The organism is Exiguobacterium sp. s70, assembly GCF_018618315.1.
GTDB lineage: Bacteria > Bacillota > Bacilli > Exiguobacteriales > Exiguobacteriaceae > Exiguobacterium > Exiguobacterium chiriqhucha.
The window spans coordinates 270,565-295,160 of the sequence record NZ_JACSLV010000001.1; the positions used below are offsets into that span (position 1 = coordinate 270,565).

Below are 24,596 nucleotides of genomic sequence, written 5' to 3' on the forward strand. Positions count from 1 at the left end.
CTTATCCTACGACGATATTGACGAGTTTCCCTGGAACGACAATCACTTTGCGGACCGTCTTTCCTTCCGTGAACTCTTGAACGCGTTCGTTCGCAAGCGCATCGACCTCGAGCGCTTCTTTCGAAGCGTCGCGGGCCACGTGCATCTTCGCACGAAGCTTCCCGTTCACTTGGATGACGACTTCAATCGTGTCGCTGACGAGTTTCGACTCATCGAACGTCGGCCATGCCGCGTACGTCAAGTCTTCTGTCATGCCGAGACGTTCCCATAACTCTTCGGCCAAGTGTGGCGCGACTGGGGAGAGCATCTTGATGAAGTTGACCATCTCTTGTTTTGGAAGCGTGTCTTGTTTGTACGCCTCGTTGATGAAGACCATGAGTTGCGAGATCGCCGTGTTGAAACGGAGCGCCTCGTAGTCTTCTGTCACTTTCTTCACCGTCTGATGGTACGTCCGTTCGAAGTCGGCCGTCGGAGCGCCGTCCGTGAGCTCCGTCTGGTCGAACAAGCGCCAGACGCGGTCAAGGAAGCGACGAGCGCCGTCAAGGCCGTTCGTCGACCAAGCGATGGCTGCGTCGAGCGGTCCCATGAACATCTCGTAAAGGCGAAGCGTGTCAGCACCGTGCGATTTGATGATATCGTCCGGGTTGACGACGTTCCCTTTTGACTTCGACATCTTCTCGTTGTTCTCACCGAGAATCATCCCTTGGTTATAGAGCTTTTGGAATGGCTCGTTCGTTGGAACGATGCCGATATCATAGAGCACTTTATGCCAGAAGCGAGCGTAGAGCAAGTGTAGGACCGCGTGCTCCGTACCACCAATATATAAGTCGACCGGAAGCCAACGCTTCAACTTCTCTGGATCCGCGATCATGTCTTCATTGTGCGGATCGATGAAGCGAATGTAGTACCAGCAGCTACCGGCCCATTGTGGCATCGTGTTCGTCTCGCGCCGCCCCTTCTCACCTGTCACAGGATCCGTGTACATCAACCACTCGTCGGCGTTCGCAAGCGGTGATTCTCCCGTACCCGACGGCTTGATTTCATCGATAATCGGGAGTTCGAGCGGAAGCTCTTCAATCGCAACGGTCTTGAGCGTACCGTCTTCCATATGAATGATTGGAATCGGCTCGCCCCAATAGCGTTGACGGCTGAACAACCAATCGCGGAGACGATACGTCGTCTTCGCACGGCCAGTGCCGGCGAGTTCGAGTTCTTCGATGATTTTGGCGATCGCGTCGGCTTTATTGAGGCCGTCCAAGCTGCCTGAGTTGACGTGGACGCCGTCCTCGACGTAAGCCGCCTCATCCAAGTTGCCGCCTGTGACGACTTCACGAATCGGAAGGTCGAACGTCTTCGCGAACTCATAGTCGCGCTCATCATGTCCAGGTACGGCCATGACCGCGCCCGTGCCGTATGTCGACAACACGTAGTCAGCGATCCAAATCGGAAGCTTCTCCCCGTTGACCGGGTTGATGGCGTAAGCGCCGGTAAATACACCCGTCTTCTCTTTGGCGAGATCGGTCCGTTCGAGGTCTGTCTTTTTCGAGACTTCTTCGACGTACGCTTCAATGGCGACGACTTGTTCCGGTGTCGCGATTGCTTTCACGAATGGGTGCTCCGGTGCGAGCGTGACGTATGTCGCGCCGTAAAGTGTGTCCGGACGTGTTGTGAACACCGTCACGACTTTATCGTGACCGTCGACTTTGAAATCGACTTCAGCCCCGACCGACTTGCCGATCCAGTTGCGTTGCATCTCTTTAACGCTGTCTGGCCAGTCAAGCCCTTCTAAATCATCGAGCAAGCGCTCGGCGTATTCCGTGATGCGAAGCACCCACTGTTTCATCGGCACACGGTAAACCGGATGGCTTCCCCGCTCCGACAATCCGTCGATGACTTCTTCGTTGGCGAGTACCGTCCCGAGGGCCGGGCACCAGTTGACGGCGACTTCGTCGACGTAGGCGAGTCCGCGGTCATGGAGTTGTGTGAAGATCCATTGCGTCCACTTGTAGTATTTCGGGTCGGTCGTGCTGATTTCACGATCCCAATCGTATGAGAAACCGAGCTCTTTCAATTGGCGGCGGAATGTGCCGATGTTGCGCTCTGTGAACTCGCGCGGGTCGTTCCCTGTGTCGAGGGCATATTGCTCGGCCGGAAGACCGAACGCGTCCCAACCCATTGGATGGAGGACGTTGAAGCCTTGCATCCGTTTCATACGCGCGATGATGTCCGTCGCCGTGTAACCTTCCGGATGACCGACGTGAAGTCCGGCTCCTGACGGATAAGGGAACATGTCAAGGACGTAGAAACACTCCTTGTCCGGGTCTTCTGTCGTCCGGAATGCATCTTTCTCGTCCCAACGCTTTTGCCATTTCGGCTCGATGTCTTGATGTTTAAAATAGTCCAACATTCATCCTCCTCTGCATAATAAAAAGCCTTCCGCCCCGGTAATGGGACGAAAGGCTTGAAAGCTTTCCGCGGTACCACCCATGTTGCATTTCTGCCACTTGAGACGCCGGTAACGAGGCGTAACTCCGGTTCACCCTACTGTTCGTTCAGGCGAACTGCTCCAAGGCGAGTTCTCGCGGTCCATATACCGGTTCACACCACCCACCGGCTCTCTACAAATACAGACGTCACGATACTATTCCTTATCAACGCAATTTTTATCTCACCTCTTCATTCTAGCGCAAGATAAAAATCTACGTCAACGTCAACTTATCTTTACGTCTTAATTTGTTTCAACGTCGAGATCGTTTTGACCGCGAAGAAGGCAATCAACCCGAAGCCGACCTTGTTTATCAAATCGGCGACGTTATAGATGAGTTCTCTCACCAATTGGACTTCGACACCGGTCGCAAACAACGTGACCGCATAGCCAATCGGATAAATCGCCCACCCGATCAAAATGAACAAACGCATGTTGAGGAGCGCTTTCCGAATTGGGGCTGGAGACGATTCGGCCGCCTTCGTGACGTTCGTGAACAACAGATAGATGATATAGATCCAAGCCAAACAACCGACGAGATAGCCCCATAATCCAAGCTGGGTGAAGCCGCCATTCAAATTAATCGAAGACTCTCCAAGGTAACCAGCCACGATCATGATGATGTCGGCGACAATCAACTTCGTCAACAGACCAGTCTTCATCTTTCCTTTTAGACTGAGCAAGAGTGGGAACTTCACAAGTAGAAGCGGTGTCGTCACAAGCCAATCGATATACCGAATCTCCGTCGGGAATCCAGTGATTTCCGATAACAGACCCGAATCGCCAACCGCGTCCTTCATAAAGTAATAATGAATCGCCGCGACGAACGTGACTAAGGCGGCAACGGTGGCGACAGACCGATATTCTGGATCAAGACTATTCCGTTCGACTAGAAAGTAGAGCGTAGCGGCTGCCATTCCGACAAATCCGACCCAAAACATATATTGGGTCGCGAGCACGAGCAAATTGACCTCTTCGTTCATGGTGTACATCTCCTCATTGCTGAAACAGGAAACGACGGAACGATTATGTGAAAGGATCCTTTGTCTTCATTTTATATTCGCGAATTAGTCTTCGCCTGATTTAGATATGCAGCCGATGTGCAAATCGAATCAAGTTTGAACATTCAGTGTCCGAATTTTAATGAAGAAGACGAGTGCGGTCAGAATGAGCACGAGCAACAGTCCGAACACAGCATTCATACCGAGTAAATCAAACGTAAGTCCTGAGAGCGTCGGACCAATCATCCGTCCGACCGAGGCCGCGATATTGACGAGCCCTTGGAACTGCCCTGCTTTCCCCGGAGGTGCAAGTTTCGCGGCAATCGTCGGGACCGCCGGCCAAATGAACATTTCCCCGATCGTCATGACAATCATCGCGACCATAAACATCGTGAAACCGCCCGCGAACGGGACAATGACGAAAGCTGCGAGGAAGATGACAGCACCGACGACCAATTGTTTCTTCAAATCGTCTTCAAAATAACGAAGCGCGCGGTTGAGGAGCGGTTGAGCGAACACGATTAATGCACCGTTCACCGTCCAAAGGAGCGAATACTGGCTGATCGTCACGCCGAGGTCTTTCGAATGGACGGCGATCGTGCCTTGCCATTGCACGTAAACGAACCAAAGCGCCGCGTAACCGATGGCGACGAACCACATCGATTTCATCGTCGCGCCGGACAACGTCGTCGCCGCAGCCTCAAGCTGCGACTGGACGACCGGACGTGCCGGGTCTTTCAAATAACGGAGCCCGAACAAGAGAACGACGACAAACAAGACCGATAAGAAGAAGTTGGCGTAGAAAATCAACTCGATATCGATACGCGCGATCTGTCCGCTCATCGCTGTCCCGAGGGCGACCCCAACGTTTTGGGCGACGTAAATCGCGTTGAACGAACGTCGTCCCCCTTCCGGCCAGATCAAGCCAGCAAAAGCGTATACTGTCGGGAAGACGAGTCCACCGGAAAATCCGATTAAGCCGAGCCAAGCCAAGTAGCCGAGGAACGTGGCGTGGAACAACAAGAAACCGAGCGAGCTCGCGAGCAATAGGCCGACCGAGAGGATGAGCGTCCGCTTCCCGCCGATGCGGTCAAACAGCGTCCCCCCGATATAGTTCCCGGCAATGGCGAGCGCCGAGTTAACGAGCAGCGCCACCCCTGCGAGCGTCATCGACTCGCCTAAATATCCATTTATATAGAGTGTGTTAAATGGCCATAAAAAAGACGCCGCCGTCGTATTGAGCGCCATCGCGATGACCAAAATCCATACCGAAATCGGCATTTTGTTGTTCATACCAGTTACTCCTTTCCTACCCTTTAAACGATAAAAATTCGGCACGACGGCCGAATCAAAAATAAGTCCTCCTCCAAGCTAACGGAACGCCTCATAACTGTCAAGAAAAATTACTTATTATGAAATAACGGCGCCTTCCCTTTGTGATAGCATGAGCAAAGAAGGAGAGGATATTCATGCAAAACCCGTTTGGCGAAGCCAAATATCACAAATTAAATGAAGCATATCGCCGCGAGTTCGGCGGAAAAGTGTTCAAAGTACCGCTCGACGGGGGCTTCACTTGTCCGAACCGGGACGGGCTCGTCTCGAAGGGCGGGTGTACGTTCTGCTCGGATGACGGAAGTGGCGACTTCGCAGGCAATGCCTGTGATCCAATTTCGGTCCAATTCGCCGAAGTGAAGGCGCGGCTGCACCGAAAATGGAAACACGCCCGTTACATTGCCTACTTCCAAGCGTTCAGCAACACGTATGCCCCCGTCGCCCGGCTCCAGGAATTATTCGAGCCCGCCCTTGAGGAAGACGGTGTCGTCGGTCTATCGATTGCGACCCGACCGGACTGTCTGCCAGACGACGTCGTCGACTATCTCGCCGAGTTGAATGAACGGACGTCACTCACGGTCGAACTCGGCCTGCAGACGATTCACGATGCGACGGCGAGGAAAATCAATCGTGGTCACGACTACAAGACGTTCTTGGAAGGACTCGACAAACTCCGGCGACGCCAAATCAGCGTCGTTGTCCATATCATCAACGGCTTGCCGGGCGAGACGACGGACATGATGCTCGACACGGCGCGAGAAGTTGCTAAAATGGACGTACAAGGAATCAAGATCCATTTGCTCCACGTCTTGAAGCAGACCCCGCTCGCGAGACAATACGAAAAAGGACTGCTCGAGCTCATGGACGAGACGACTTACGTCTCGCTCGTCTGTGATCAATTGGAAGTATTACCGCCCGAGATGGTCATCCATCGATTGACCGGTGACGGTCCACCCGATCTGTTGATCGGTCCGACGTGGAGCCGGCACAAGATGGCCGTCCTAAACGCCATCGATGCCGAATTAATGCGTCGTGATTCTTTCCAAGGAAAAAAGAAGGATGAGAGCCATGGGATTAATGAGAGTTTTACCGTTCGCGAAATACCTACTTCGTGAACATGTGACGCCAGGTGCCGTCGCCATCGATATGACGGCCGGCAACGGGCACGACACATTGTTTTTAGCCGAACTCGTCGAAGCGACGGGACATGTCTATGCGTTCGACGTTCAAGCCGCGGCGGTCGAGGCGACACGGACTCGTATCGAGGAGGCAACATTGACGGACCGTGTCACCGTCATTCATGATAGCCACGACACGGTCCGGGACATCGTGGCAGACGAGACACGCCCAATCACAGCGGCCGTGTTCAATCTCGGCTATTTACCGGGAAGCGACAAGTCGGTCACGACGACCGGCAATACGACCATCGACGCCCTCGAGCAACTGCTCGACGTCATGGCTGTCGGCGGCGTCATCGTCGTCGTCATCTATCACGGCCATGAGAGCGGCAAAGTCGAGCGCGACGAAGTGCTCGCATATGTCGAATCACTCGATCAAAAACGGGCCGGCGTCCTCCGTTACGGCTTCATCAATCAAATCAATCATCCCCCGTTCATCGTGGCGATTGAAAAACGAGAATAAAAACAGGCGACTCATGCGAGTCGCCTGTCTTCATTCTCGAATCAATTCATAAAACGTGATGAGCGTCTCCGCGAACTTCGTATTCAGTCGTTCATAGCCGAAGTGCGGGAACCCTTCAAGCCGGCGGATATACACTTGGTCGCCGCCGATTTTCCGGCAGACGTTGAGTGTCAATTTCACATCGGCGAAGCGATCGTCCGGTGCGTAGAAACAAGCGAGCGGCAGACGCGGCAGATGTTTCTTCTCTTCTTGATGCTCGACGATTTCCTCTTCGATTTCACGGTATTGACCGTACGTGATCTCCCCGAAGCGCGACGACTCTTCCCCGCCACCCATGAACGTCATCATGCCGAGCGGAAGGTCAGGACGGAAACGGTCGACCGCACTGGCCACGACTTGTTTCAGTCCGCCGATTTGGCGGGACGGATGCCAGTCGAACAGCGGTGAGATGTACGTCAGACTGCCGAGCGGCACGTCATATTCCTGGAGCAAGCGGTTCGTCAACAACGCCCCGAGACTGAACGCGATGACGTGAATCGGCAGCTTGTACTGACTCGCCTCACGTAACGTGTTCTTGATTAACAATTTATGGTCTTCCGCCGTCAAACCGACCGTCTGGCCGGTCACGACGAGGACTTCATACTCGTCCCGCAACCGTCCTAAAAACGCCTCACTCAAACGCGACGTGAACTGGAGCGGATACACGATCACGATGACCCCTTTTCGTGATTCTTCTTCATAAGCCATGCTGTCACCTCATTTTGTTATCACATATCTTTATACTAACAAAAAACATCAGCCGAGACTGATGTTTGGTTGAAAATCCGTCTAGGGTCTTAGCGCGGGTCGTACCGTAAATGAATCAGCTCCATCGGTTGATCGTACACTTCCTCTTGGATGCGATTCAGTTCGATGAACGCCTCATGACTCAAAAAAGCGATGGCTTGCTCGTTCGAGCTTTCGACGTACAGCTCGATCGGTTGGACTTTCCGTTCCCGTAGATGCGACAACAGTGCCGTCCCTAGGCCTTGGCGGTGATGAGCCGGATGAAGATAGAGACGGAGTACTTCCCATGTGTCCCCGCGGTCGATGGCGTGATAGAAGCCGATGACGTCGCCTTCGGCCTCACCGACAATGAACAACTGCTCTTTCGCTTCCTCGCTTGAACTGATGGCGCGGACGATTTCTTCTTGTTGATAGGCGCGTTCCATTACTTTCGAACGAACCTCGTCTCGTTCACTGACCGTCGCGAGCGCAATGTCGCGGATGGTGGCGGCATCTTCTGGCACGGCTTCTCGAATCTTCATAACGGCATCCCCCTTTTGGCCAATCTAGTAGTAACATTCCCCATCGGCAAAAAAATATCCTGCCCGTTCATTACTTTTTGATGTCGAAATGAAGGAAGACGTTATTTTCCATTTTGTGTCGGGTATAAGAGTATCAATGCCAACTTACAAAAAGGAGTGTTACCATGGAACCGAAACTACAACACGATCCACAAGTCGAGCAAGCCAATCATCCGAACCGTCAGTTTGAACAAACGAACACAGGAGGTCCAAAAATCACAGTCGTGACTGGGATGCTCCTCGGCGCCCTCGTCGGCGGCCTACTTGCCTTACTTAGCACGTCAAACCGTGAGAACACGAAACAATCGTTCTCGAGCGCGAAGTCATCGGTCGGCGGTCTCGTCGATACGGTCAAGCAAGACCCGGCCGGAACGGCGTCACAAGTCATCGGTCAAGTGAAAGCAGCGAGCGAGGTCATTCAAGACGTCGCGACCGACGTGCAAAACGTCTATGAAAAAGTCGCCGGTGAAGTCGACACGGTCAAACAAGACGTGAACAAAGTCGTCGGGACGGCGCAAGAAGCGAAATCGGATTTACAATCGATCGGCGAGAAAGTCGTCGAAGCGAAAGATACGGCACTTGGCAAAGAGAACTCAACAACTGAAGACAAGCCGCAAGCCTAAAAAAAACGACCTTTCGAGTGAAAGGTCGTTTTTCTATGCTTATGCGAAGCGTTTCGCGCCTTCTTCGAGCACTGCCGCTTTGTCCGTTTGCTCCCATGGGAGTTTAACGTCTGTACGACCGAAGTGGCCGTAAGCTGCTGTCTGCTTGTAGATTGGGCGACGAAGGTCGAGCATCTTAATGATGCCGGCCGGACGGAGGTCGAAGTTCTCACGAATGAGTTCGACGAGCTCAGTCTCGCTCAATTTGCCTGTGCCGAACGTATCAACCGCGATTGATACCGGGTGAGCAACACCGATTGCGTAAGCAAGTTGAACTTCTGCTTTGTCAGCAAGTCCCGCTGCAACGAGGTTTTTCGCCACGTAACGAGCTGCATACGCTGCTGAACGGTCAACTTTGGTAGGATCTTTACCTGAGAACGCGCCGCCGCCGTGACGAGCGTATCCACCGTACGTATCGACGATGATTTTGCGTCCTGTGAGGCCTGCATCCCCTTGTGGTCCACCGATTACGAAGCGGCCAGTCGGGTTGATGAAGTATTTCGTGTCCGCGTCGATGAGTTCAGCCGGGATGACTGCATCGATGACGTGCTCTTTCAAATCAGCTTGGATTTGCTCGAGCGTGATGTCTTCCGCGTGTTGTGTTGAGATGACGATTGTGTCGATGCGAACTGGGTTGTTCGCTTCGTCGTATTCGACTGTCACTTGTGTCTTACCGTCTGGGCGAAGGTAAGCGAGCGTGCCGTTCTTACGAACTTCTGCCAAACGACGTGACAATTTGTGAGCGAGTGAAATCGGGAGCGGCATGAGTTCCGGCGTCTCTTTTGTTGCGTAACCGAACATGAGACCTTGGTCACCAGCACCGATCGCATCGATTTCTTCTTCAGTCATTTGTCCTTCACGAGCTTCGAGCGCTTGGTCAACACCTTGCGCGATGTCTACCGATTGCTCATCGATCGATGTGAGGACAGCACAAGTCTCTGCATCGAAACCATATTTCGCACGTGTGTAGCCGATCTCACGAACAGTTTCACGAACAACTTTCGGGATATCCACGTAAGTTGATGTTGTGATTTCACCTGCTACGAGCACGAGACCTGTTGTGACAGACGTCTCAGCCGCAACGCGGGCGTTTGGATCTTCAGCTAAAATTGCATCCAAAATCGCATCTGAGATTTGGTCACAAATTTTATCCGGATGTCCTTCCGTGACGGACTCCGAAGTGAAAAGTCGACGGTTCAAGTTTGCCATTTCGAAAAACCTCCTATAATAAAGGGTGATGTGTGGACGGTACTCGTTCCCCTTACGCGTTGCTTTGGGACGGTAATGAAAAAAACCTCTCGCCATGTTCAAATGGGAAAGGTTGAATCGTTCTTCCTTACCCTCTTATCGTTCGAAGCTTACGCTTCGCTTCAGGATAGCACCTTTTCCGAATAACAATGAAAAATCGGACGGTTGCTGGGCTTCGTAGGGCCTTGTTCCCTCCACCGCTCAGAATAAGAGTATCCGTTACGAAGACCATCATATAAATGACACCCCGTTCTGTCAAGCGTATCGACCGAATTCGTCAAACTTTTCACAAACGGTCAAATAGTTATGTTTGTGAAATATCAAACATTTTTTTGTCCGTTTTGGTTTTTGTACTATGACCTGGTACAGAATATGTTAGAATGACAATGTAAGAAAGCGCTTACTTTAAAGGGTAAAAAATGCTTGTTTTTGATTAGTATGTCACATATAATAAAAACGTCATACTGATTAAACGCGGAAGTATGCGGATTTCATCCACATCTATTTAGGGGAAAGGTGGGATTCAGGATGGCGACAACGCTCCTGAAAATCGAAGAATTAATTAAAGGTGCCGACATGATGCGGAACTTGACGGTTCCAGAACTGGTGGAAGAAGCCATTCGCAACGGTGAGGGCGTACTGACGAAAGACGGGGCTTTATCGGTCAGTACCGGGAAATTCACAGGACGGTCACCGAAAGACAAATTCGTCGTGCAAGATGAAGTCAGCAATCATTTAGTAGACTGGGGTCCAGTCAACCAACCGATCGCGGAAGAGAAGTTCACCGCGCTACTCGACAAAGTGTTGACGCACCTCGAAACGAAAGACAAGCTCTATTATCTCGAGGCGTCTGCGGGGGCAGACGAGCACTATACGCTCCCGGTCCGTGCCATCACGGAATACGCGTGGCACAATTTGTTCGCCAAACAGTTGTTCTTGCGTGAATGGCCGACGAAAGGTGCCTTCGAGCCCTTCACGGTCATCTATGCACCTAGTTATAAGGCCGACCCAATCATCGACGGGACGAACTCCGAAACGTTCATTCTCGTCTCATTCGCCAAGCGGACCATTCTGATCGGGGGAACAGAATACGGCGGCGAGATTAAAAAATCGATTTTCTCGGTCATGAACTTCCTGTTGCCGGAACAACATGTGTTATCGATGCACTGCTCGGCGAACGTATCGGACGCCGGCGAGACGGCCCTTTTCTTCGGTCTATCGGGAACTGGGAAGACGACACTGTCGGCCGACCCGGAACGCCATTTGATTGGGGATGACGAGCACGGTTGGTCACCCGACGGCGTCTTCAATATCGAGGGCGGTTGCTACGCGAAGACGATCAATTTGTCGCGCGAGAACGAGCCGGAAATCTACGATGCCATCCGTTTCGGCTCATTGATTGAGAACGTCGTCTTAGACGAGAACCGTGCACCGGATTATAAGAATATCTCGCTCACCGAGAACACACGGGCCGCCTACCCGATTCAATTCATCGATAACGCGATGCTTCCGTCACGGGCCGGTCATCCGAACACGATCGTCTTCTTGACGGCCGATGCATACGGGGTATTGCCTCCAATCAGCAAATTGACGAAAGAGCAGGCGATGTACCACTTCTTGTCAGGGTATACGTCAAAACTCGCCGGCACGGAGCGCGGCGTCACTGAACCACAGGCGACGTTCTCGACCTGCTTCGGGTCACCGTTCTTGCCGCTCGCACCGGAGCGCTATGCGGACATGCTCGGTACGCTGATTGAGAAGCACGACGTCGACGTCTATCTCGTCAACACGGGTTGGACCGGCGGCGCGTACGGAGAAGGATCACGGATGAAGCTCGCCTATACACGGGCGATGGTGAACGCGGCGGTCAACGGCAAATTGCGTGACGTCGAGACGACGCGCCACGACATTTTCAATGTCGAGATTCCACGCCACATTGACGGCGTGCCAGGCGACGTGCTCAATCCGCGGGACACATGGAAAGACGGAGCGCGCTACGATGCCGAGGCAACGGCGCTCGCCCGGAAGTTCCAGGACAATTTCAAACGATTCACGAAAGCGAGTGAGGCGGTCGTTGCGGCCGGACCAATCATCGTATAACGAAAAATGAGACGACTGCCGAATCGGCAATCGTCTCATTTTTTTGAGTTGGCGAGCATCCATTCCATCGCCGCATCGGTCGTCTTCCATTTTTCCCAGAACGGGAGTTGATGGGCGAATGGGACGACCCAAAGTTCGGCCCGCTCCCCCATCCGTTCCGCGACCGCCGTCGCATGGCGGAGGCGGACTTGTTCATCATCGGTGCCGTGAATCAACAACGTCGGTGCATCCCATTCCTTGTAGAGCGGCGAGCGCTCAACATAAGCGGCACGGGCCGCTTCCGGGTCGCCCCCGGTCATACGGCGCAACATCTTCCGCATCGAACGCTGTTCTTCATATGTCCACTCGAGATTGGTCACACCCGCCCATGACGTGACGGACGTGAGCGGTCGTTCCGCGGCGAGCGACAACGCCATCATGCCCCCGCGCGAGAAACCAAGGGCATGAATGAACGTATCCGTTCGACGGACGCGATCGTAGAGAGACAGGACGTCCTCTAGATCGGCGCCGCCGAAGTCCTCTTTCCCGCTCCCGCCATGGTTACCCCGGTAAACGGGCGCCACGACGTGAAAACCTTTGGCAGCGAACTGCATCAACCGGGGCAAACGCACATCCCCGATGCGTCCTGTTCCGCCGCGCAGATAGAACAGGACGTGTCCGTTCGGCCGTTTCGGTGTGATCGTATAGGCGACGACGTCCTCACCGTCACGCGTCGCATACCAGCCACGATGGACCGGATAACCGGCGTACGGCGGCAGGACCTCGACCTTGTCAAACCAATTGTTTTTCATAGAGCACCTTCATCGTTTCCGGGAGCACCCGGTCTTTCATCATGAAGCTGTACCGATTGTTCCGGAGCAGATTCGTCGGCAATTCCTTCATAAGGACGGCCCCATCGGTCTCGTCGACCGCCGGATGATCGTCGAAACGTTCGATTTCGGCGAAATAAATATTTTTAATGACCGTGTCGCCACGCCCAAGCACGCGATATTGGCCGAGATAATGGAGCGTCTTCACGACACCGCCCGTCTCTTCATACACTTCCCGAATCGCGGCGTCATCCTCGTGTTCGCCGGGTTCGACTTTCCCACCCGGAAACTCGAGCCCGCGCTGCTTGTGCTTCGTCAGCACCCATTGATTTTCAAAGCGAGCGACGACCCAGACGTGGAGCGGTGTATCCGAAAATGGATAGTGCGCAAAGCTCAACTCGACTTTATTGTGATAGTAGTCCGTGAATGTCAACATAGTCCATCCCTTTCTTTCCCCTGTCTACTCTCACTTTACCTTGTCTTCCACTAGTTTCAAACAAAAAAATAGGCCCGCCGGAGCGGACCTACTCAAAATTATTGGTTCAAGCGCTTTTCAAGCTCAGCTTTTTGCTCTTCGTAACCTGGTTTTCCAAGCAACGCGAACATGTTCGCTTTATACGCTTCAACGCCTGGTTGGTTGAACGGATTCACTCCGAGGATGTATCCGCTCATCGCGCATGCCTTCTCGAAGAAGTAGAACAAGTAACCGAGGTGGTACGGCGTCATCTCTGGCAATTCGACGACGAGGTTCGGGACTTCTCCGTCCGTGTGGGCGAGGAGTGTTCCTTCAGCTGCCTTGTCGTTGACGAATTGAATCGTCTCACCAGCGAGGAAGTTCAAGCCATCGAGGTCTTGTGAATCTTCCGGCACGTTCATCGCGTGACGGACGTTCGTGACACGGATAACCGTCTCGAACAAGTCACGACGACCTTCCTGAATGTATTGTCCCATCGAGTGGAGATCCGTCGAAAAGTCGACTGCCGCCGGGAAAATCCCTTTGTTGTCTTTCCCTTCTGACTCGCCATAAAGCTGTTTCCACCACTCCGATACGTAATGCAAGGCTGGTTCGTAGTTGACGAGCAACTCAATCGACTTGCCTTTCGCATATAAAGCGTTACGGACGACCGCGTACTGGTACGCTTCGTTGTCCGCCAAGTTCGGAGACGAGTAAGCCGTTTGGGCATCGCGTGCACCTTCCATGAGGGCGTCGATGTCGATGCCTGCTGCCGCGATCGGAAGGAGTCCGACCGGTGTGAGCACCGAGAAACGACCTCCAACGTCATCTGGAATCACGAACGTCTCGTAGCCTTCTGCATCCGCGAGCGTCTTCAAGGCGCCACGGGCACGGTCTGTCGTCGCATAAATACGTTCACGTGCGCCATCTTGACCATACTTGTCTTCCATGAACTGTTTGAGAACACGGAACGCGATGGCCGGTTCAGTCGTCGTTCCCGATTTCGAGATGACGTTGACTGAGACGTCCTTGCCTTCGAGCACTTGGAGCAACTCCGTCAAGTATGTCGACGAGATGTTGTGGCCGGCGAAGAAGACTTGTGGTGCGTTGCGTTCTTCCTTAGATAACACGTTGAAGAATGAATGTTGGAGCATCTCGATTGCCGCGCGTGCGCCGAGGTATGATCCACCGATTCCGACGACGACGAGGACGTCCGAATTTTCACGGATTCGTTCCGCAGCCGCTTTGATGCGAGCAAACTCATCCGTATCGTAGTTTGTTGGAAGGTCGACCCACCCAAGGAAATCGCTACCTGCCCCACTGCGGTCATGAATGACCGAATGCATTGCTTTCACGGTTTCTTGCAATTGATCGACTTCATGTTCCCCGACGAAAGACAGGGCGTTTGAATAATCGAAACGTACTGTTGACATGTCATTTCCTCCTTTAAATCGCTCATTGAAGAGCCATACATGACCCATCATAAACGGAAACGTCGGATTCGTTCAATCATTATTGCAAAATAGGCATGAAATCGCCTTATTTGCTCAGTTCAAGAATCGCTGCGACGTCTTCACGTTCGAGCGTACGGAAGCGACCGAATGCGCCTCGTTTCATCGCCGAGTCGAGGATGGCGTCAAATGTCGATTCATCGATGTCATAGTCACGGAGTGAGCTTGGTGCACCGAGCTCGTCGAAGAAGGCGCGGACAGCTGCAATCGTCCGTTTCGCCGTCTCAAGATCGTTACCGGCCGGTTCAACGTTGAACACTTCCGTCCCGAGGCGTGCAAATCGAGCGGCGTTGTCTTCTTCAAGCACATGCTCCATCCAGCGCGGGAACAAGATTGCGAGTCCGCCTGCGTGTGGAATGTCATGGACAGCCGAGACCGCATGCTCGATGTTGTGTGACGCCCAGTCGCCCGAGGCGCCCATTTGGAGCACACCGTTCAAGGCGATTGTTCCGGCGAACAAGATGATGGCGCGCAAGTCGACGTTCTCCAAGTCATTGACGAGTTTCGGTGCCGATTCGACGACCGCTTTCAACACACCTTCCGTCATACGCTCTTGGACCGGCGCATGATTCGGGTGGAAGTATTGCTCGAAACAATGACTCATCATATCGACGATGCCGTAAATCGTTTGATCTTTCGGTACCGATACCGTATAACGCGGATCGAGAATCGAGAACGTCGGATAGACAAGCGGGTGGCCCCAACCGTACTTCTCTTGCGTCTCCCAGTTCGTGATGACCGAGCCCGAGTTCATTTCAGAGCCAGTCGCTGCGAGCGTGAGCACCGTACCGAACGGGACCGCTTCTGTCGGGATGTGGTCGCGAAGCACGATATCCCAAGCGTCGCCTTCATACGGGATGGCCGCCGAGATGAGTTTCGTACAATCGATGACCGAACCACCGCCGACCGCGAGCAACGCGTCGATGTTCTCTTCGCGTGCTTGTTTGACCGCGCGACGTACCGTCTCGATGCGCGGGTTCGGCTCGACGCCTGAGAAGTCGACGTAGTCGATCCCAGCATTGTTTAACTCGGCCACGACTTCTTCGTACGTGCCGTTCTTTTTGATGCTCCCGCCTCCATAGACGAGCATCACTTTCTTGGCGTCAAGCGCCTGTAACTCGCTCGCGAGTTTTTCGATTTGATGAGTCCCGAAAATAAGTTTCGTCGGGTTTTTGTATTCAAAGTTGTGCATAATTCATCCTCCTTCGAAAATATGTAACACCTACACTATATACCCTGTTTTTTGTGATTGAAAAGCAATCAGGCCTGAGCGTAGATGCGGTCGATGATTGTATGGAGCGTCACCGCCTGTTCCGCTTGCTGGTACGACGGCTCCTGACGACACGCCTCGAGAAACGTGTGAATCTGTCTCGCATACGGGTCTTCGAGCGCGAGGTGAGCCGGTGTCTTATCGAACAACGCCCCGTGCTCTTCCGTATGGATGACGAGTGGGAACAGCGACGCGCCACCGTTCGTCCCACGCAGTTCGACCCGCATCGTGTCCGCCGCGTCGACGTTGGCCATGAAACTCGCGTCTAAGAACAAGGATGCCCCATTATCGAACGTGACCATCGCCCGCGCCGTGTCTTCGACCGAAAACGCGTCCGCGTCCCAATCGCCCATCAGCCCGACACCAGGTCGCGTTCCGAAATATTGACCGACGTGACCGACCACATCGACCGGCTTCGGATAATCCATCAAATAGAGGGCAAGGTCGAGCATATGCACCCCGATATCGAGCAGTGCGCCGCCGCCCTGCAGCTCTTTATTCGTGAACACGCCCCATCCCGGGATGCCACGGCGCCGAAGGGCGAGCGCGGTCGCGGCATAGATGTGTCCGAGTTCACCCGCCTCGATCATTCGCTTCAATAGTTGGGTATCGGACCGATGCCGGTAGTGGAAGCCGTAATGAAGGGTTCGCTCAGCTCGTCTGGCCGCCTCTAGCATCTCGTTCGCCTCGTCGGCCGAGATGGCTGGCGGTTTCTCGCAGAGGACGTGACAGCCGGCCTCGAGTGCGGCAATGACTTGTTGTTTATGTAAGGCGTTCGGTGTACAGATGCTGACCGCATCGAGTGTCTCTTCGGCGAGCATCTCCTCGACCGTCTCGTACACCCGTTCGATTCCGAACTGCTTCGCCACCGCCTCCCCGCGTTCGCGTGTCCGATTCATGACGGCGACGACGTCTGCGCCTGCTGCGATGTATTGCGGGATGTGGGCGGTCTTGGCAATCCCGCCCGTACCGATGATTCCGATTTTCATGGTCCTCACTCCTTTTCTGTACTGTTCGTGAACGTGTGGGACATTTCCTGTACAAAAAAAAGACGACCTGCACAGGGCAGGTCGTCTCAATCACTTACTTTTTGAAGTTCGTGTTTTTGATCCAGTCTTCGAGCTTGTCCTTGAGGACAGTGAAGCCTGGTGCTTCTTCTTGCTTGAAGTTTGAAGCTTCGTTACGGCGTGGTGCGCCACGACGAGCTGGCTTAGCCGACTTCTCGCGTTTTGGAGCTTCTTGTGTCGCTTTCATTGAAAGCTTGATTTTCTTAGATGCTTCATCAACATCAAGAATTTTCACTTCAACTTCTTGACCGACTTGAACGTACTCGTTCACGTCTTTCACGTAGTCGTGTGAGATTTCAGAGATGTGGACAAGACCTTGAGTCTCGTCGTCGAGTGCGACGAACGCACCGAAAGGTTGGATTCCTGTTACTTTACCTTTTAAAACTTGATCTTTTTCGTATTTTGCCATTACAAACACTCCTATGCTAAATTCATCAACTTACTATAACATACTTTTTTCGATAAAGTGTACAAATTAGTAAAAAAGATTATTTGGGATTGTTTTTGTGTTTCAAAGTCGACGGGTCGGGTAAATACAAATCAAGCAAGACTTCAAGTATTCCCCCCTGATTCCGCTAGGCTAACGCCTAGCCCTTTTTTTGTTCAAAAACTTATAAACGGTTGCTGCGCGGCCACATCAAACACCGTTTCCCCCATCATTTCATTCAACATGATTGCGTTTCGATACACTGCCATCCCCAAATTCGTCGCTGCCGGACCGTGCGAATGTTCTAAATTCGTATGGGTAAATAAACTTCCCGCCAATGTCGTCTTCGTCGCAATCTGATAGCGATTGTTGACACGCCACTGCTGGTCCGCCTCCCATTCAATGTCGAACCGTTCGACCCATGTCGGGATGCGCGGTCGATATCCGGTCGCCGCCACGACCGCATCATATTCACCCGTAAACGATTGCCCCGTATATTGTTGCGTCCCTTCGACAGTATAAACGATTTCGTGTGCGATGTGCTCGATTTCAATCTGAGTGTACAGGTTCGTCGCTTGATCACTTCCGTCCGCCGTCCGATGATACAAAAATCCATAAATCGCCCGAAGCGTCTCAGGATTGACCCCGTTCCGGAACCGCTCGAACGCTTTCCCGAGCTGCTCCCGCTCCGCATAGGGCAATTGATTGAAATAGTCGACATACGGCAAGCTGAAAATTTCCTCGCCGAGCTTACCGCTCTCTAGTGATTCGAACACATCCGAGCGCGTCACCCAATCGATGCGTTGGCGCATTTTATCGGACCGGGTCAATAAGTCGAGATACACTTCAGCCGCGCTTTGACCGCTACCGATGATGACGATGCAATCGGTTTCAAGCAAGCGCTCCCGCTCCATCCGATACGAACTCGTATGGACGACATCTTGGAAGGCGTCCGGGACAAGCGGTTCTGCTCCCGTACCAATGACGACGTGACGTGACGACAGCACCGTTTCCCCATCCGGTGTCTCGACCGTGACGAGAAACCCATCCGCCGCCGGACGGACATCGGTGACCCGGTGTGAGAACTTGATCGTGTCGAGCGAGGCGGCGACCGATTGTAAATACCGGTTGAACTCCGTCCGGGGAATTGTCGGGCTCTCCTGGACGATGAATGTCTGCAAGCGGCCGTTCTGTTTCAAATAGTTCAAATAACTGTGACGGTTCGTCGGATCGGCAAGCGTCACGAGATCATATAAGTAATGCGTCTGCATCGTCGCCGACTCGAGCAGCATGCCTTCGTGCCAGTTGAAGTCGTCCCGTTCCTCAAAACAGACACCCTTCAATGACGTCGCTTCACTGAGCGCCATCAATCCGAGATTGTACGGCCCACAGCCGATTGCTACAAAATCCACTTGTTCCATTGGCTTCACCTCGCTCGTCTTTTCCCACCTATTATACCGCTAAAACGTAAACAGACCCTCATCGCTGAGAGTCTGTTGTTGTCGTCGTCACCTCGAACTGTTTCATAAACCGATCGATGCGACGAATCGCTTCTTGTAACTGTTCGACCGACGTCGCGTAACTGGCACGGACGAAACCTTCGCCACTCGCACCGAACGCGTTGCCCGGTACGACCGCGACCCGTTCCTCGAGCAAGAGACGCTCGGCGAACTCTTCACTCGTCAAGCCCGTGTGACGGATTGACGGGAAGGCATAGAATGCGCCTCCCGGCACGTGCGTCGGTAATCCGGCGTCATTAAGGGCCTGGATGAAGTAGTTACGGCGCTGCCGATAGCTCTTCACCATCTTCGGTACATGTTGGTCGCGGCTACGGAGCGCCTCGAGACCGCCGAATTGGACGAGTGTCGGGGCACACATCATGCCGTACTGATGGACTTTGAGCATCTCTCGCGTCACGACTTCCGGCGCGCATGTGAAACCGAGCCGCCAGCCCGTCATCGCGAACGCCTTCGAGAACCCGTTGACGACAATCGTCCGCTCGCGCATATCGTGGAGCGTCGCGAAACTCGTGAACGGCTCATCGTAAGACAGCTCGGCATAAATCTCATCGCTGACGACCCAAAGATCGTGTTTCGTCGCGAGTTCCGCAATTTCGGTGAGCTCTTCGCCCGTCATCGTGGCCCCGGTCGGATTCGATGGGAAACAGAGGAGCATCGCCTTCGTCCGTTCGGTGATGGCCGCCTCGACATCGTCCCGGTTCAAACGGAACCCGTTCTCCGGACGACAGGCGACAGGAACGACCGTCCCGCCGGCGAGTTCGATGAGCGGTCCGTACGAGACGAAGGCCGGCTCGACGACGATGACCTCGTCACCCGGGTTGAGCAGCGCCCGGAACGCGATATCGAGCGCTTGCGAGGCGCCCGTCGTGACAATCAATTCCGTCGCCGGATCATACGTCGCCCCGAACCGGTCCGTCATGTAACTCGCGATTTCTTGTCGCAACTCGAGGAGTCCTGCGTTGGCGCTATAAGCCGTATAACCTTGCTCGAGCGCTGCATAGCTCGCCTCGCGCACATTCCATGGCGTGATGAAATCTGGCTCCCCCACCCCGAGAGAGACGACGTTTTCCATCGTTTGCGCCAAATCGAAGAAGCGGCGGATGCCGGACGGCTTCATCGAGACGACTTGTTGAGATAGTGACTTCATGGCGTGATGTTCAACCGTTTGTCTTCGACTTGTGGGGTGAACAAGATGCCATCGTGTTTATACGTCTTCAGTTTGAAGTGCGTCGTCGTCGAGACGACCGAATCGAGCGGTGACAGTTTATCCGACACGAACGACGCGACGTCTTGGAGTGAGTTCGCCCGAATGACGACTTGCAAATCGTAAGCCCCTGACATTAAATAGAGCGCCGTCACTTCCGGGAAGCGATAAATCCGCTCGGCGACCTCGTCGAAGCCGCGGCCACGTTTCGGTGTGACTTTGACGTCGATGAACGCCGTGACGTCGTGCCGATTGATTTTTTGCCAGTTGACCATCGCCCGGAAACCGAGCAAAATTCCGTCCGCCTTGAACTTCTCGAGCATCGCCTCAACGGTCGCCTCATTGGTCGCCAACAAGTTCGCCAACAATTTCGTCTCGAGGTAGCCTTTCTCTTCGAGCAACTCGAGCAGTTCTAATTCTTTCGATGTGTACATAATTTATTCTCCTTCCGTTCTACCGGGGAACGCCCCTGTGAACGTTCTCTCTGTCTGTCTCACGTAGTCCCGTCGCTCGGCTTGAACGATATGGAAGTTTTTCATCTCCATATTGACGAGGCCGTGCTTGTGACAGAACCGATCAAAGTAACGACGACGCGTCTCATCTTGTTTGGCCGACAGATTGTCCGTGCCGTTGAACGCGTAGAGCACGGTCGCGCGCGCGGGATGCCGAATCGTCCCGACTTCGCTGACACGTAGAATGAAATCCCAGTCCCAGTAGTTATAGACATCCTCGTCGAACGGTCCAATCGTCTCGTGCAGCTGTTTGCGATACAGCGTGCCGGACGGGATGAACGTCGAGTCTTGACGGAGTCGTTCCAAATCGAGGTCGTAGGCGAACGCCTCCCAGTCGGTGACGCGTCGGCGTCCGTCTTCCCATATGAAGCGGAACAGTTCCGCATCCGTGAAGACGAGGTCGGCCGCGCGGATGTCCTCGAGCGCCAACTCGAGATGTGTCGTCATGAGCAGATCGTCATCGTCGAGCAACAAGACATACTCGCCGTTCGCCTCTTGCACGCCGAGATTGCGGGCTTTGACGTGATGGTTCTCGCCAAGTTCGATATAACGAATCGACAATCGATTCAAAAAAGGCGCCAAAAGATGCTGTTTTGGCGGCCCGTCATTATTGATTACAAGTACTTCGAACTGTTGAAACGTCTGGACGACCAGGCTTTCCAGCAGTTCGGTCAGTTCTGTCTCCCGTGAATAGACCGGGATGACGATGGAAACGAGCGGGTTCATCCGCGGTAAGCAGTTTCGACGTGTGGCAAGATGGTTTCCCAGCTCACGCCATTCTCTTTTGATACCGTGACGAAATCGCCATAAGCGAATACGCTCTCCACGCCTTCGATGGCGACGAGTTTCGCGAGAAGCGGTTGGTCCGTCTCTTCGCCAGCTTTTACGCTTTGGCTTTTCGCGCCGAAGACGTTCTCAGGAAGTGTGATTTTCATTGCATTTGGATTCGGTGTTGGATCGATACGTAACATCGTGGTTCCCCCTTATAAGTGACAAGATTCTGAAGACGCGAGTAAGTTTGCCGCCATGGCCCGTGTTTCCGATTCGGTCGGACAGTCGCCGAACGCGTCTGTCAAAATCCGGCGAATCGTTTCATCCAACTCATCGATCGTGTCGATGTGGATGAGCGCCAAGGCGATATCATCAAACTCTGGTCCATACGACCCAAGCCCGTAACCGAGTGGGTCCCATGCTAATAATAAGTCTTCTGCTCTCATTTGTTAAACCCTTCTTTTTACCTTGATTTCAAATCGTACTCCCTCAATCTACCTCACTTTTCAATCCGATGCTAGTGAGCGTTCGAATTTCCCTCGTTTTCAAAAACAAGCGACCACTATATATAGTAATGAATCAACAGTGAAAAGAAGCAGGATTTTCTCGAAAAATAACGAAGGCGACTGCCGAATGAGGTCGTTCGCTTCTCGATTGACCGCTTACATAAAAATGAATGTGCTGTCGTTTAACCGTCGTTCAAACTTTTTTCTATCTCAAATCTCATCTCAAATCGGATGACAGCGCCGTTTTTGAGTAAAAGTAATTCAAGCGTCTGCAGTTTGCCGAATGTCAAGATTGCAAAACTAAATATAGGTGATTTATGATTAAAAAGACAAGAAAACGTCAATATATAGTTAACGGATATTTATCACGTTCAGCTCACATTGACGTCGTATCGGACAAGTTCCGCTATACCTTTATAATATCTACATCCGAAGAAGGAGTGATCGTTTTGACATCCCCTATCCACCACGAGACGCTGTTGGCTGCGACGCCAACGCTCGCTGACGTCTCGACATTGATCCAATCCCTTAAACAACGCTACCCACAGCTCAGTGTTGAACGATATGAAGAACGGGCCGTTCGGGCGCTCGAAGGAAAGACACTGACACAAGATGTAGTATATGAACTCTTGACGATGCACGCCCTCGACATGTTGCAGGCAGAAGAGCCGGACTGGACGTTCGTTGCCACTGAGATGTACTTAAACCGCCTCTATTTAGAAGCGGCACGAAACCGTGGCTATGACGCCTCGATGCGTTACGGTGCGCTCTATCCGATGATTGAGACGCTCACGACAAAAGGCATCTTCACGTCGGCCCTACTCGATACGTACTCAAAAGAAGACATTGCCTACTTGGAGACGTTGATTGACCCGTCACGCGACCGCATGTTCACTTACATCGGTCTCCGGACGTTGTCGGACCGTTATCTCGGCCGTGACCATGTCAAGAACCTATACGAGTTACCGCAAGAGCGGTTCATGGTCATCGCCATGACGCTCATGCAAAAGGAGAACGCCGACCAGCGCGTCAAACTCGTCGAAGAAGCGTACTGGGCACTCTCGAACCTCTATATGACGGTTGCCACACCGACGCTCTCGAACGCCGGGAAATCGTACGGGCAGCTCAGCTCATGCTTCATCGATACGGTCGATGACTCACTCCGCGGCATCTACGATTCGAACACGGACGTGGCCACGCTCTCGAAAGGCGGCGGCGGGATCGGCGTCTATCTCGGCAAGATCCGCTCACGCGGCAGTGACATCAAAGGCTTCAAAGGTGTCTCGAGCGGCGCGCTCCCTTGGATGAAACAGTTGAACAACACGGCCGTCTCGGTCGACCAGCTCGGCATGCGTCAAGGCTCGATTGCCGTCTACCTCGACATTTGGCATAAGGACATCTTCGAGTTCCTCGATGCGAAATTGAATAACGGGGACGAGCGTCTCCGGACCCACGATTTGTTCACGGGCGTCTGTTTGCCAGACTTGTTCATGCGTACGGTCGAAGCCCGCGGTGACTGGCACTTGTTCGACCCGCACGAGATCCGGACGGTCATGGGCTTCAGCCTCGAAGACTTCTATGATGAGACAGAGAACGGCGGTTCATTCACGGAGAAATACATGGCGTGCGTCAATACGCCTGAGCTGACTCGCGTCACGGTACCGGCCATCGACCTCGTCAAACGGTATATGCGCTCACAGCTCGAGACAGGAACTCCTTACATGTTCTTCCGCGACGCCGTGAACCGCGCCAACCCGAACAAACACGCCGGCATGATTTACAGCTCGAACCTCTGCTCAGAGATCGCGCAAAACATGTCGCCGACGACAATCGATGAAGAGTACACGGAAGACGGAAAGATCGTCATTACGAAGACCCCTGGTGACTTCGTCGTCTGTAACTTGAGCTCAATCGCCCTCGCCCGGGCCGTCAAATCGGACGTCCTCGAGCGACTCATCCCGATTCAAATGCGGATGCTCGACAACGTCATCGACTTGAACACGATTGAAGTGCCACAAGCGATGATCACGAACCAGAAATACCGCGCCGTCGGACTCGGCACGTTCGGCTGGCATCACTTGCTCGCACTTGAAGGCATCCGTTGGGAATCGGTCGATGCCGTCCAGTACGCGGAGAAGCTGTACGAGAAAATCGCCTACTTGACGATTCAAGCCTCGATGGAACTCGCCAAAGAAAAAGGCGCGTTCGGGGTCTTCGAAGGATCGGAATGGCACACGGGTGAGTACTTCAAGCGCCGCAACTACCGCTCACACGACGAACTCGATTGGGACGGTCTCGCCGCAGCGGTCCACCAAAACGGTGTCCGCAACGCCTATATGATGGCGGTCGCTCCGAACTCGTCGACGGCCATCATCGCTGGCAGCACCGCGTCAATCGACCCGGTCTATAAGAAGGTCTACTCGGAAGAGAAGAAAAACTATAAGATTCCGGTGACGGTCCCTGACCTCAACTCGGAGACGAACTGGTTCTATAAATCAGCGTTCGAAGTCGACCAACTCTGGAGCATCCGTCAAAACGCGGCGCGCCAGCGTCACATCGACCAAGCAATCAGCTTCAACCTGTACGTCAAAAACGACGTCAAAGCGACCGAACTCCTCTCGATGCACCTCGAGGCGTGGTCGCTCGGAATGAAATCAATCTACTACACGCGTTCGACGACCGTTGAAGTCGACGAATGTGAATCGTGTGCTTCATAACGTCACGTAACAG

General features: G+C 53.3%; 23 protein-coding genes, 1 riboswitch and 1 other annotated feature. Of the genes, 5 read left to right on the forward strand and 18 right to left on the reverse strand.

The features are described from left to right. Window position 1: 1 nt before the first annotated feature. The 3 genes from leuS to KNP84_RS01405 all read right to left on the reverse strand — a co-directional run bounded on the left by leuS (window position 2) and on the right by KNP84_RS01405 (window position 4,779). Window positions 2-2,407 (reverse strand): leucine--tRNA ligase, encoded by a 2,406-nt coding sequence (gene leuS / locus KNP84_RS01395; RefSeq protein WP_214802823.1) that lies wholly within the window; start codon window positions 2,405-2,407, stop codon window positions 2-4. A gap of 38 nt (window positions 2,408-2,445) precedes the next feature. Continuing rightward, window positions 2,446-2,664: a binding site (T-box leader), on the reverse strand. 57 nt (window positions 2,665-2,721) lie between these two features. Next, on the reverse strand, window positions 2,722-3,468 hold the full coding sequence (locus tag KNP84_RS01400) for a bacteriorhodopsin (protein WP_131437070.1): 747 nt from the start codon (window positions 3,466-3,468) through the stop codon (window positions 2,722-2,724). A gap of 129 nt (window positions 3,469-3,597) precedes the next feature. Continuing rightward, complete coding sequence (locus KNP84_RS01405) at window positions 3,598-4,779, reverse strand: MFS transporter (RefSeq protein WP_214802825.1); 1,182 nt, start codon at window positions 4,777-4,779, stop codon at window positions 3,598-3,600. 176 nt (window positions 4,780-4,955) lie between these two features. Between KNP84_RS01405 and mnmL the strand changes: the two genes are divergently transcribed. Both mnmL and mnmM read left to right on the forward strand, forming a co-directional pair. Next, on the forward strand, window positions 4,956-5,933 hold the full coding sequence (mnmL, locus tag KNP84_RS01410; RefSeq protein WP_215114065.1) for a tRNA modification radical SAM protein MnmL/YtqA: 978 nt from the start codon (window positions 4,956-4,958) through the stop codon (window positions 5,931-5,933). Continuing rightward, window positions 5,887-6,459, forward strand: coding sequence for a tRNA 5-(aminomethyl)-2-thiouridylate-methyltransferase MnmM (gene mnmM / locus KNP84_RS01415; protein ID WP_029595142.1), 573 nt, complete (start codon window positions 5,887-5,889; stop codon window positions 6,457-6,459). Before mnmL ends, mnmM begins: the two co-directional genes overlap by 47 nt. 30 nt (window positions 6,460-6,489) lie before the next feature. Here the strand turns inward: mnmM and KNP84_RS01420 are convergent, their stop codons facing one another. Both KNP84_RS01420 and KNP84_RS01425 read right to left on the reverse strand, forming a co-directional pair. Then, the gene (locus KNP84_RS01420; RefSeq protein ID WP_021065554.1) at window positions 6,490-7,206 is read right to left on the reverse strand and encodes an alpha/beta fold hydrolase; all 717 of its coding nucleotides are present in this window, start codon (window positions 7,204-7,206) and stop codon (window positions 6,490-6,492) included. Between the two features lie 89 nt (window positions 7,207-7,295). Continuing rightward, the gene (locus tag KNP84_RS01425) at window positions 7,296-7,766 is read right to left on the reverse strand and encodes a GNAT family N-acetyltransferase (RefSeq protein WP_029595141.1); all 471 of its coding nucleotides are present in this window, start codon (window positions 7,764-7,766) and stop codon (window positions 7,296-7,298) included. A gap of 164 nt (window positions 7,767-7,930) precedes the next feature. On the opposite strand from KNP84_RS01425, the gene KNP84_RS01430 reads away from it, so the two are divergent. Next, on the forward strand, window positions 7,931-8,428 hold the full coding sequence (locus KNP84_RS01430; protein WP_029595140.1) for a hypothetical protein: 498 nt from the start codon (window positions 7,931-7,933) through the stop codon (window positions 8,426-8,428). Between the two features lie 39 nt (window positions 8,429-8,467). Here KNP84_RS01430 and metK read toward each other — a convergent pair whose 3' ends face one another. Continuing rightward, window positions 8,468-9,676 carry a methionine adenosyltransferase gene (gene metK / locus KNP84_RS01435; RefSeq protein WP_215114066.1) on the reverse strand — a complete coding sequence of 403 codons (1,209 nt, stop codon included), beginning with the start codon at window positions 9,674-9,676 and terminating at the stop codon, window positions 8,468-8,470. A 132-nt stretch (window positions 9,677-9,808) separates the two neighbouring features. Further along, a riboswitch (SAM riboswitch) is annotated at window positions 9,809-9,928 on the reverse strand. 315 nt (window positions 9,929-10,243) lie between these two features. Here metK and pckA point away from each other — a divergent pair. Further along, window positions 10,244-11,815, forward strand: a complete 1,572-nt coding sequence (pckA, locus tag KNP84_RS01440) for a phosphoenolpyruvate carboxykinase (ATP) (protein WP_021065550.1) — start codon at window positions 10,244-10,246, stop codon at window positions 11,813-11,815. A 35-nt stretch (window positions 11,816-11,850) separates the two neighbouring features. Here pckA and KNP84_RS01445 read toward each other — a convergent pair whose 3' ends face one another. From KNP84_RS01445 to KNP84_RS01500, 12 genes are all read right to left on the reverse strand, one after another. Then, entirely contained in the window at window positions 11,851-12,606 is a 756-nt protein-coding gene (locus tag KNP84_RS01445; RefSeq protein ID WP_021065549.1) for an alpha/beta hydrolase family protein, read from the reverse strand. Beyond that, a complete protein-coding gene (gene ytkD, locus KNP84_RS01450) occupies window positions 12,587-13,060 on the reverse strand; it encodes an RNA deprotection pyrophosphohydrolase (RefSeq protein WP_021065548.1) in 474 nt (157 codons plus the stop codon). The genes KNP84_RS01445 and ytkD overlap by 20 nt, the downstream gene beginning before the upstream one ends. A 98-nt stretch (window positions 13,061-13,158) precedes the next feature. Next, a complete protein-coding gene (locus KNP84_RS01455) occupies window positions 13,159-14,511 on the reverse strand; it encodes a glucose-6-phosphate isomerase (protein WP_029595138.1) in 1,353 nt (450 codons plus the stop codon). Window positions 14,512-14,617: 106 nt separating this feature from the next. Further along, a complete protein-coding gene (locus KNP84_RS01460; RefSeq protein WP_029595137.1) occupies window positions 14,618-15,781 on the reverse strand; it encodes an iron-containing alcohol dehydrogenase in 1,164 nt (387 codons plus the stop codon). Window positions 15,782-15,849: 68 nt separating this feature from the next. Beyond that, on the reverse strand, window positions 15,850-16,848 hold the full coding sequence (locus tag KNP84_RS01465) for a Gfo/Idh/MocA family protein (RefSeq protein WP_215114067.1): 999 nt from the start codon (window positions 16,846-16,848) through the stop codon (window positions 15,850-15,852). A 94-nt stretch (window positions 16,849-16,942) separates the two neighbouring features. Beyond that, window positions 16,943-17,335: a S1 domain-containing post-transcriptional regulator GSP13 gene (gene yugI, locus KNP84_RS01470; protein WP_016509788.1), complete on the reverse strand. Its 393-nt coding sequence runs from the start codon at window positions 17,333-17,335 to the stop codon at window positions 16,943-16,945. Between the two features lie 194 nt (window positions 17,336-17,529). After that, the gene (locus KNP84_RS01475; RefSeq protein WP_215114068.1) at window positions 17,530-18,774 is read right to left on the reverse strand and encodes a lysine N(6)-hydroxylase/L-ornithine N(5)-oxygenase family protein; all 1,245 of its coding nucleotides are present in this window, start codon (window positions 18,772-18,774) and stop codon (window positions 17,530-17,532) included. A 58-nt stretch (window positions 18,775-18,832) separates the two neighbouring features. Next, window positions 18,833-20,020: an aminotransferase gene (locus tag KNP84_RS01480; RefSeq protein WP_021065543.1), complete on the reverse strand. Its 1,188-nt coding sequence runs from the start codon at window positions 20,018-20,020 to the stop codon at window positions 18,833-18,835. Continuing rightward, the gene (locus tag KNP84_RS01485) at window positions 20,017-20,511 is read right to left on the reverse strand and encodes an Lrp/AsnC family transcriptional regulator (RefSeq protein ID WP_215114069.1); all 495 of its coding nucleotides are present in this window, start codon (window positions 20,509-20,511) and stop codon (window positions 20,017-20,019) included. Before KNP84_RS01485 ends, KNP84_RS01480 begins: the two co-directional genes overlap by 4 nt. A gap of 3 nt (window positions 20,512-20,514) precedes the next feature. Then, complete coding sequence (locus tag KNP84_RS01490) at window positions 20,515-21,315, reverse strand: glycosyltransferase family 2 protein (protein ID WP_215114070.1); 801 nt, start codon at window positions 21,313-21,315, stop codon at window positions 20,515-20,517. Continuing rightward, the gene (locus tag KNP84_RS01495; protein ID WP_021065540.1) at window positions 21,312-21,560 is read right to left on the reverse strand and encodes a NifU N-terminal domain-containing protein; all 249 of its coding nucleotides are present in this window, start codon (window positions 21,558-21,560) and stop codon (window positions 21,312-21,314) included. Before KNP84_RS01495 ends, KNP84_RS01490 begins: the two co-directional genes overlap by 4 nt. A gap of 12 nt (window positions 21,561-21,572) precedes the next feature. After that, on the reverse strand, window positions 21,573-21,806 hold the full coding sequence (locus tag KNP84_RS01500; RefSeq protein ID WP_215114071.1) for a DUF1871 family protein: 234 nt from the start codon (window positions 21,804-21,806) through the stop codon (window positions 21,573-21,575). Between the two features lie 509 nt (window positions 21,807-22,315). On the opposite strand from KNP84_RS01500, the gene KNP84_RS01505 reads away from it, so the two are divergent. Further along, window positions 22,316-24,583 (forward strand): ribonucleoside-diphosphate reductase subunit alpha, encoded by a 2,268-nt coding sequence (locus KNP84_RS01505; RefSeq protein WP_035385654.1) that lies wholly within the window; start codon window positions 22,316-22,318, stop codon window positions 24,581-24,583. The last annotated feature ends 13 nt before the right edge of the window (window positions 24,584-24,596 follow it).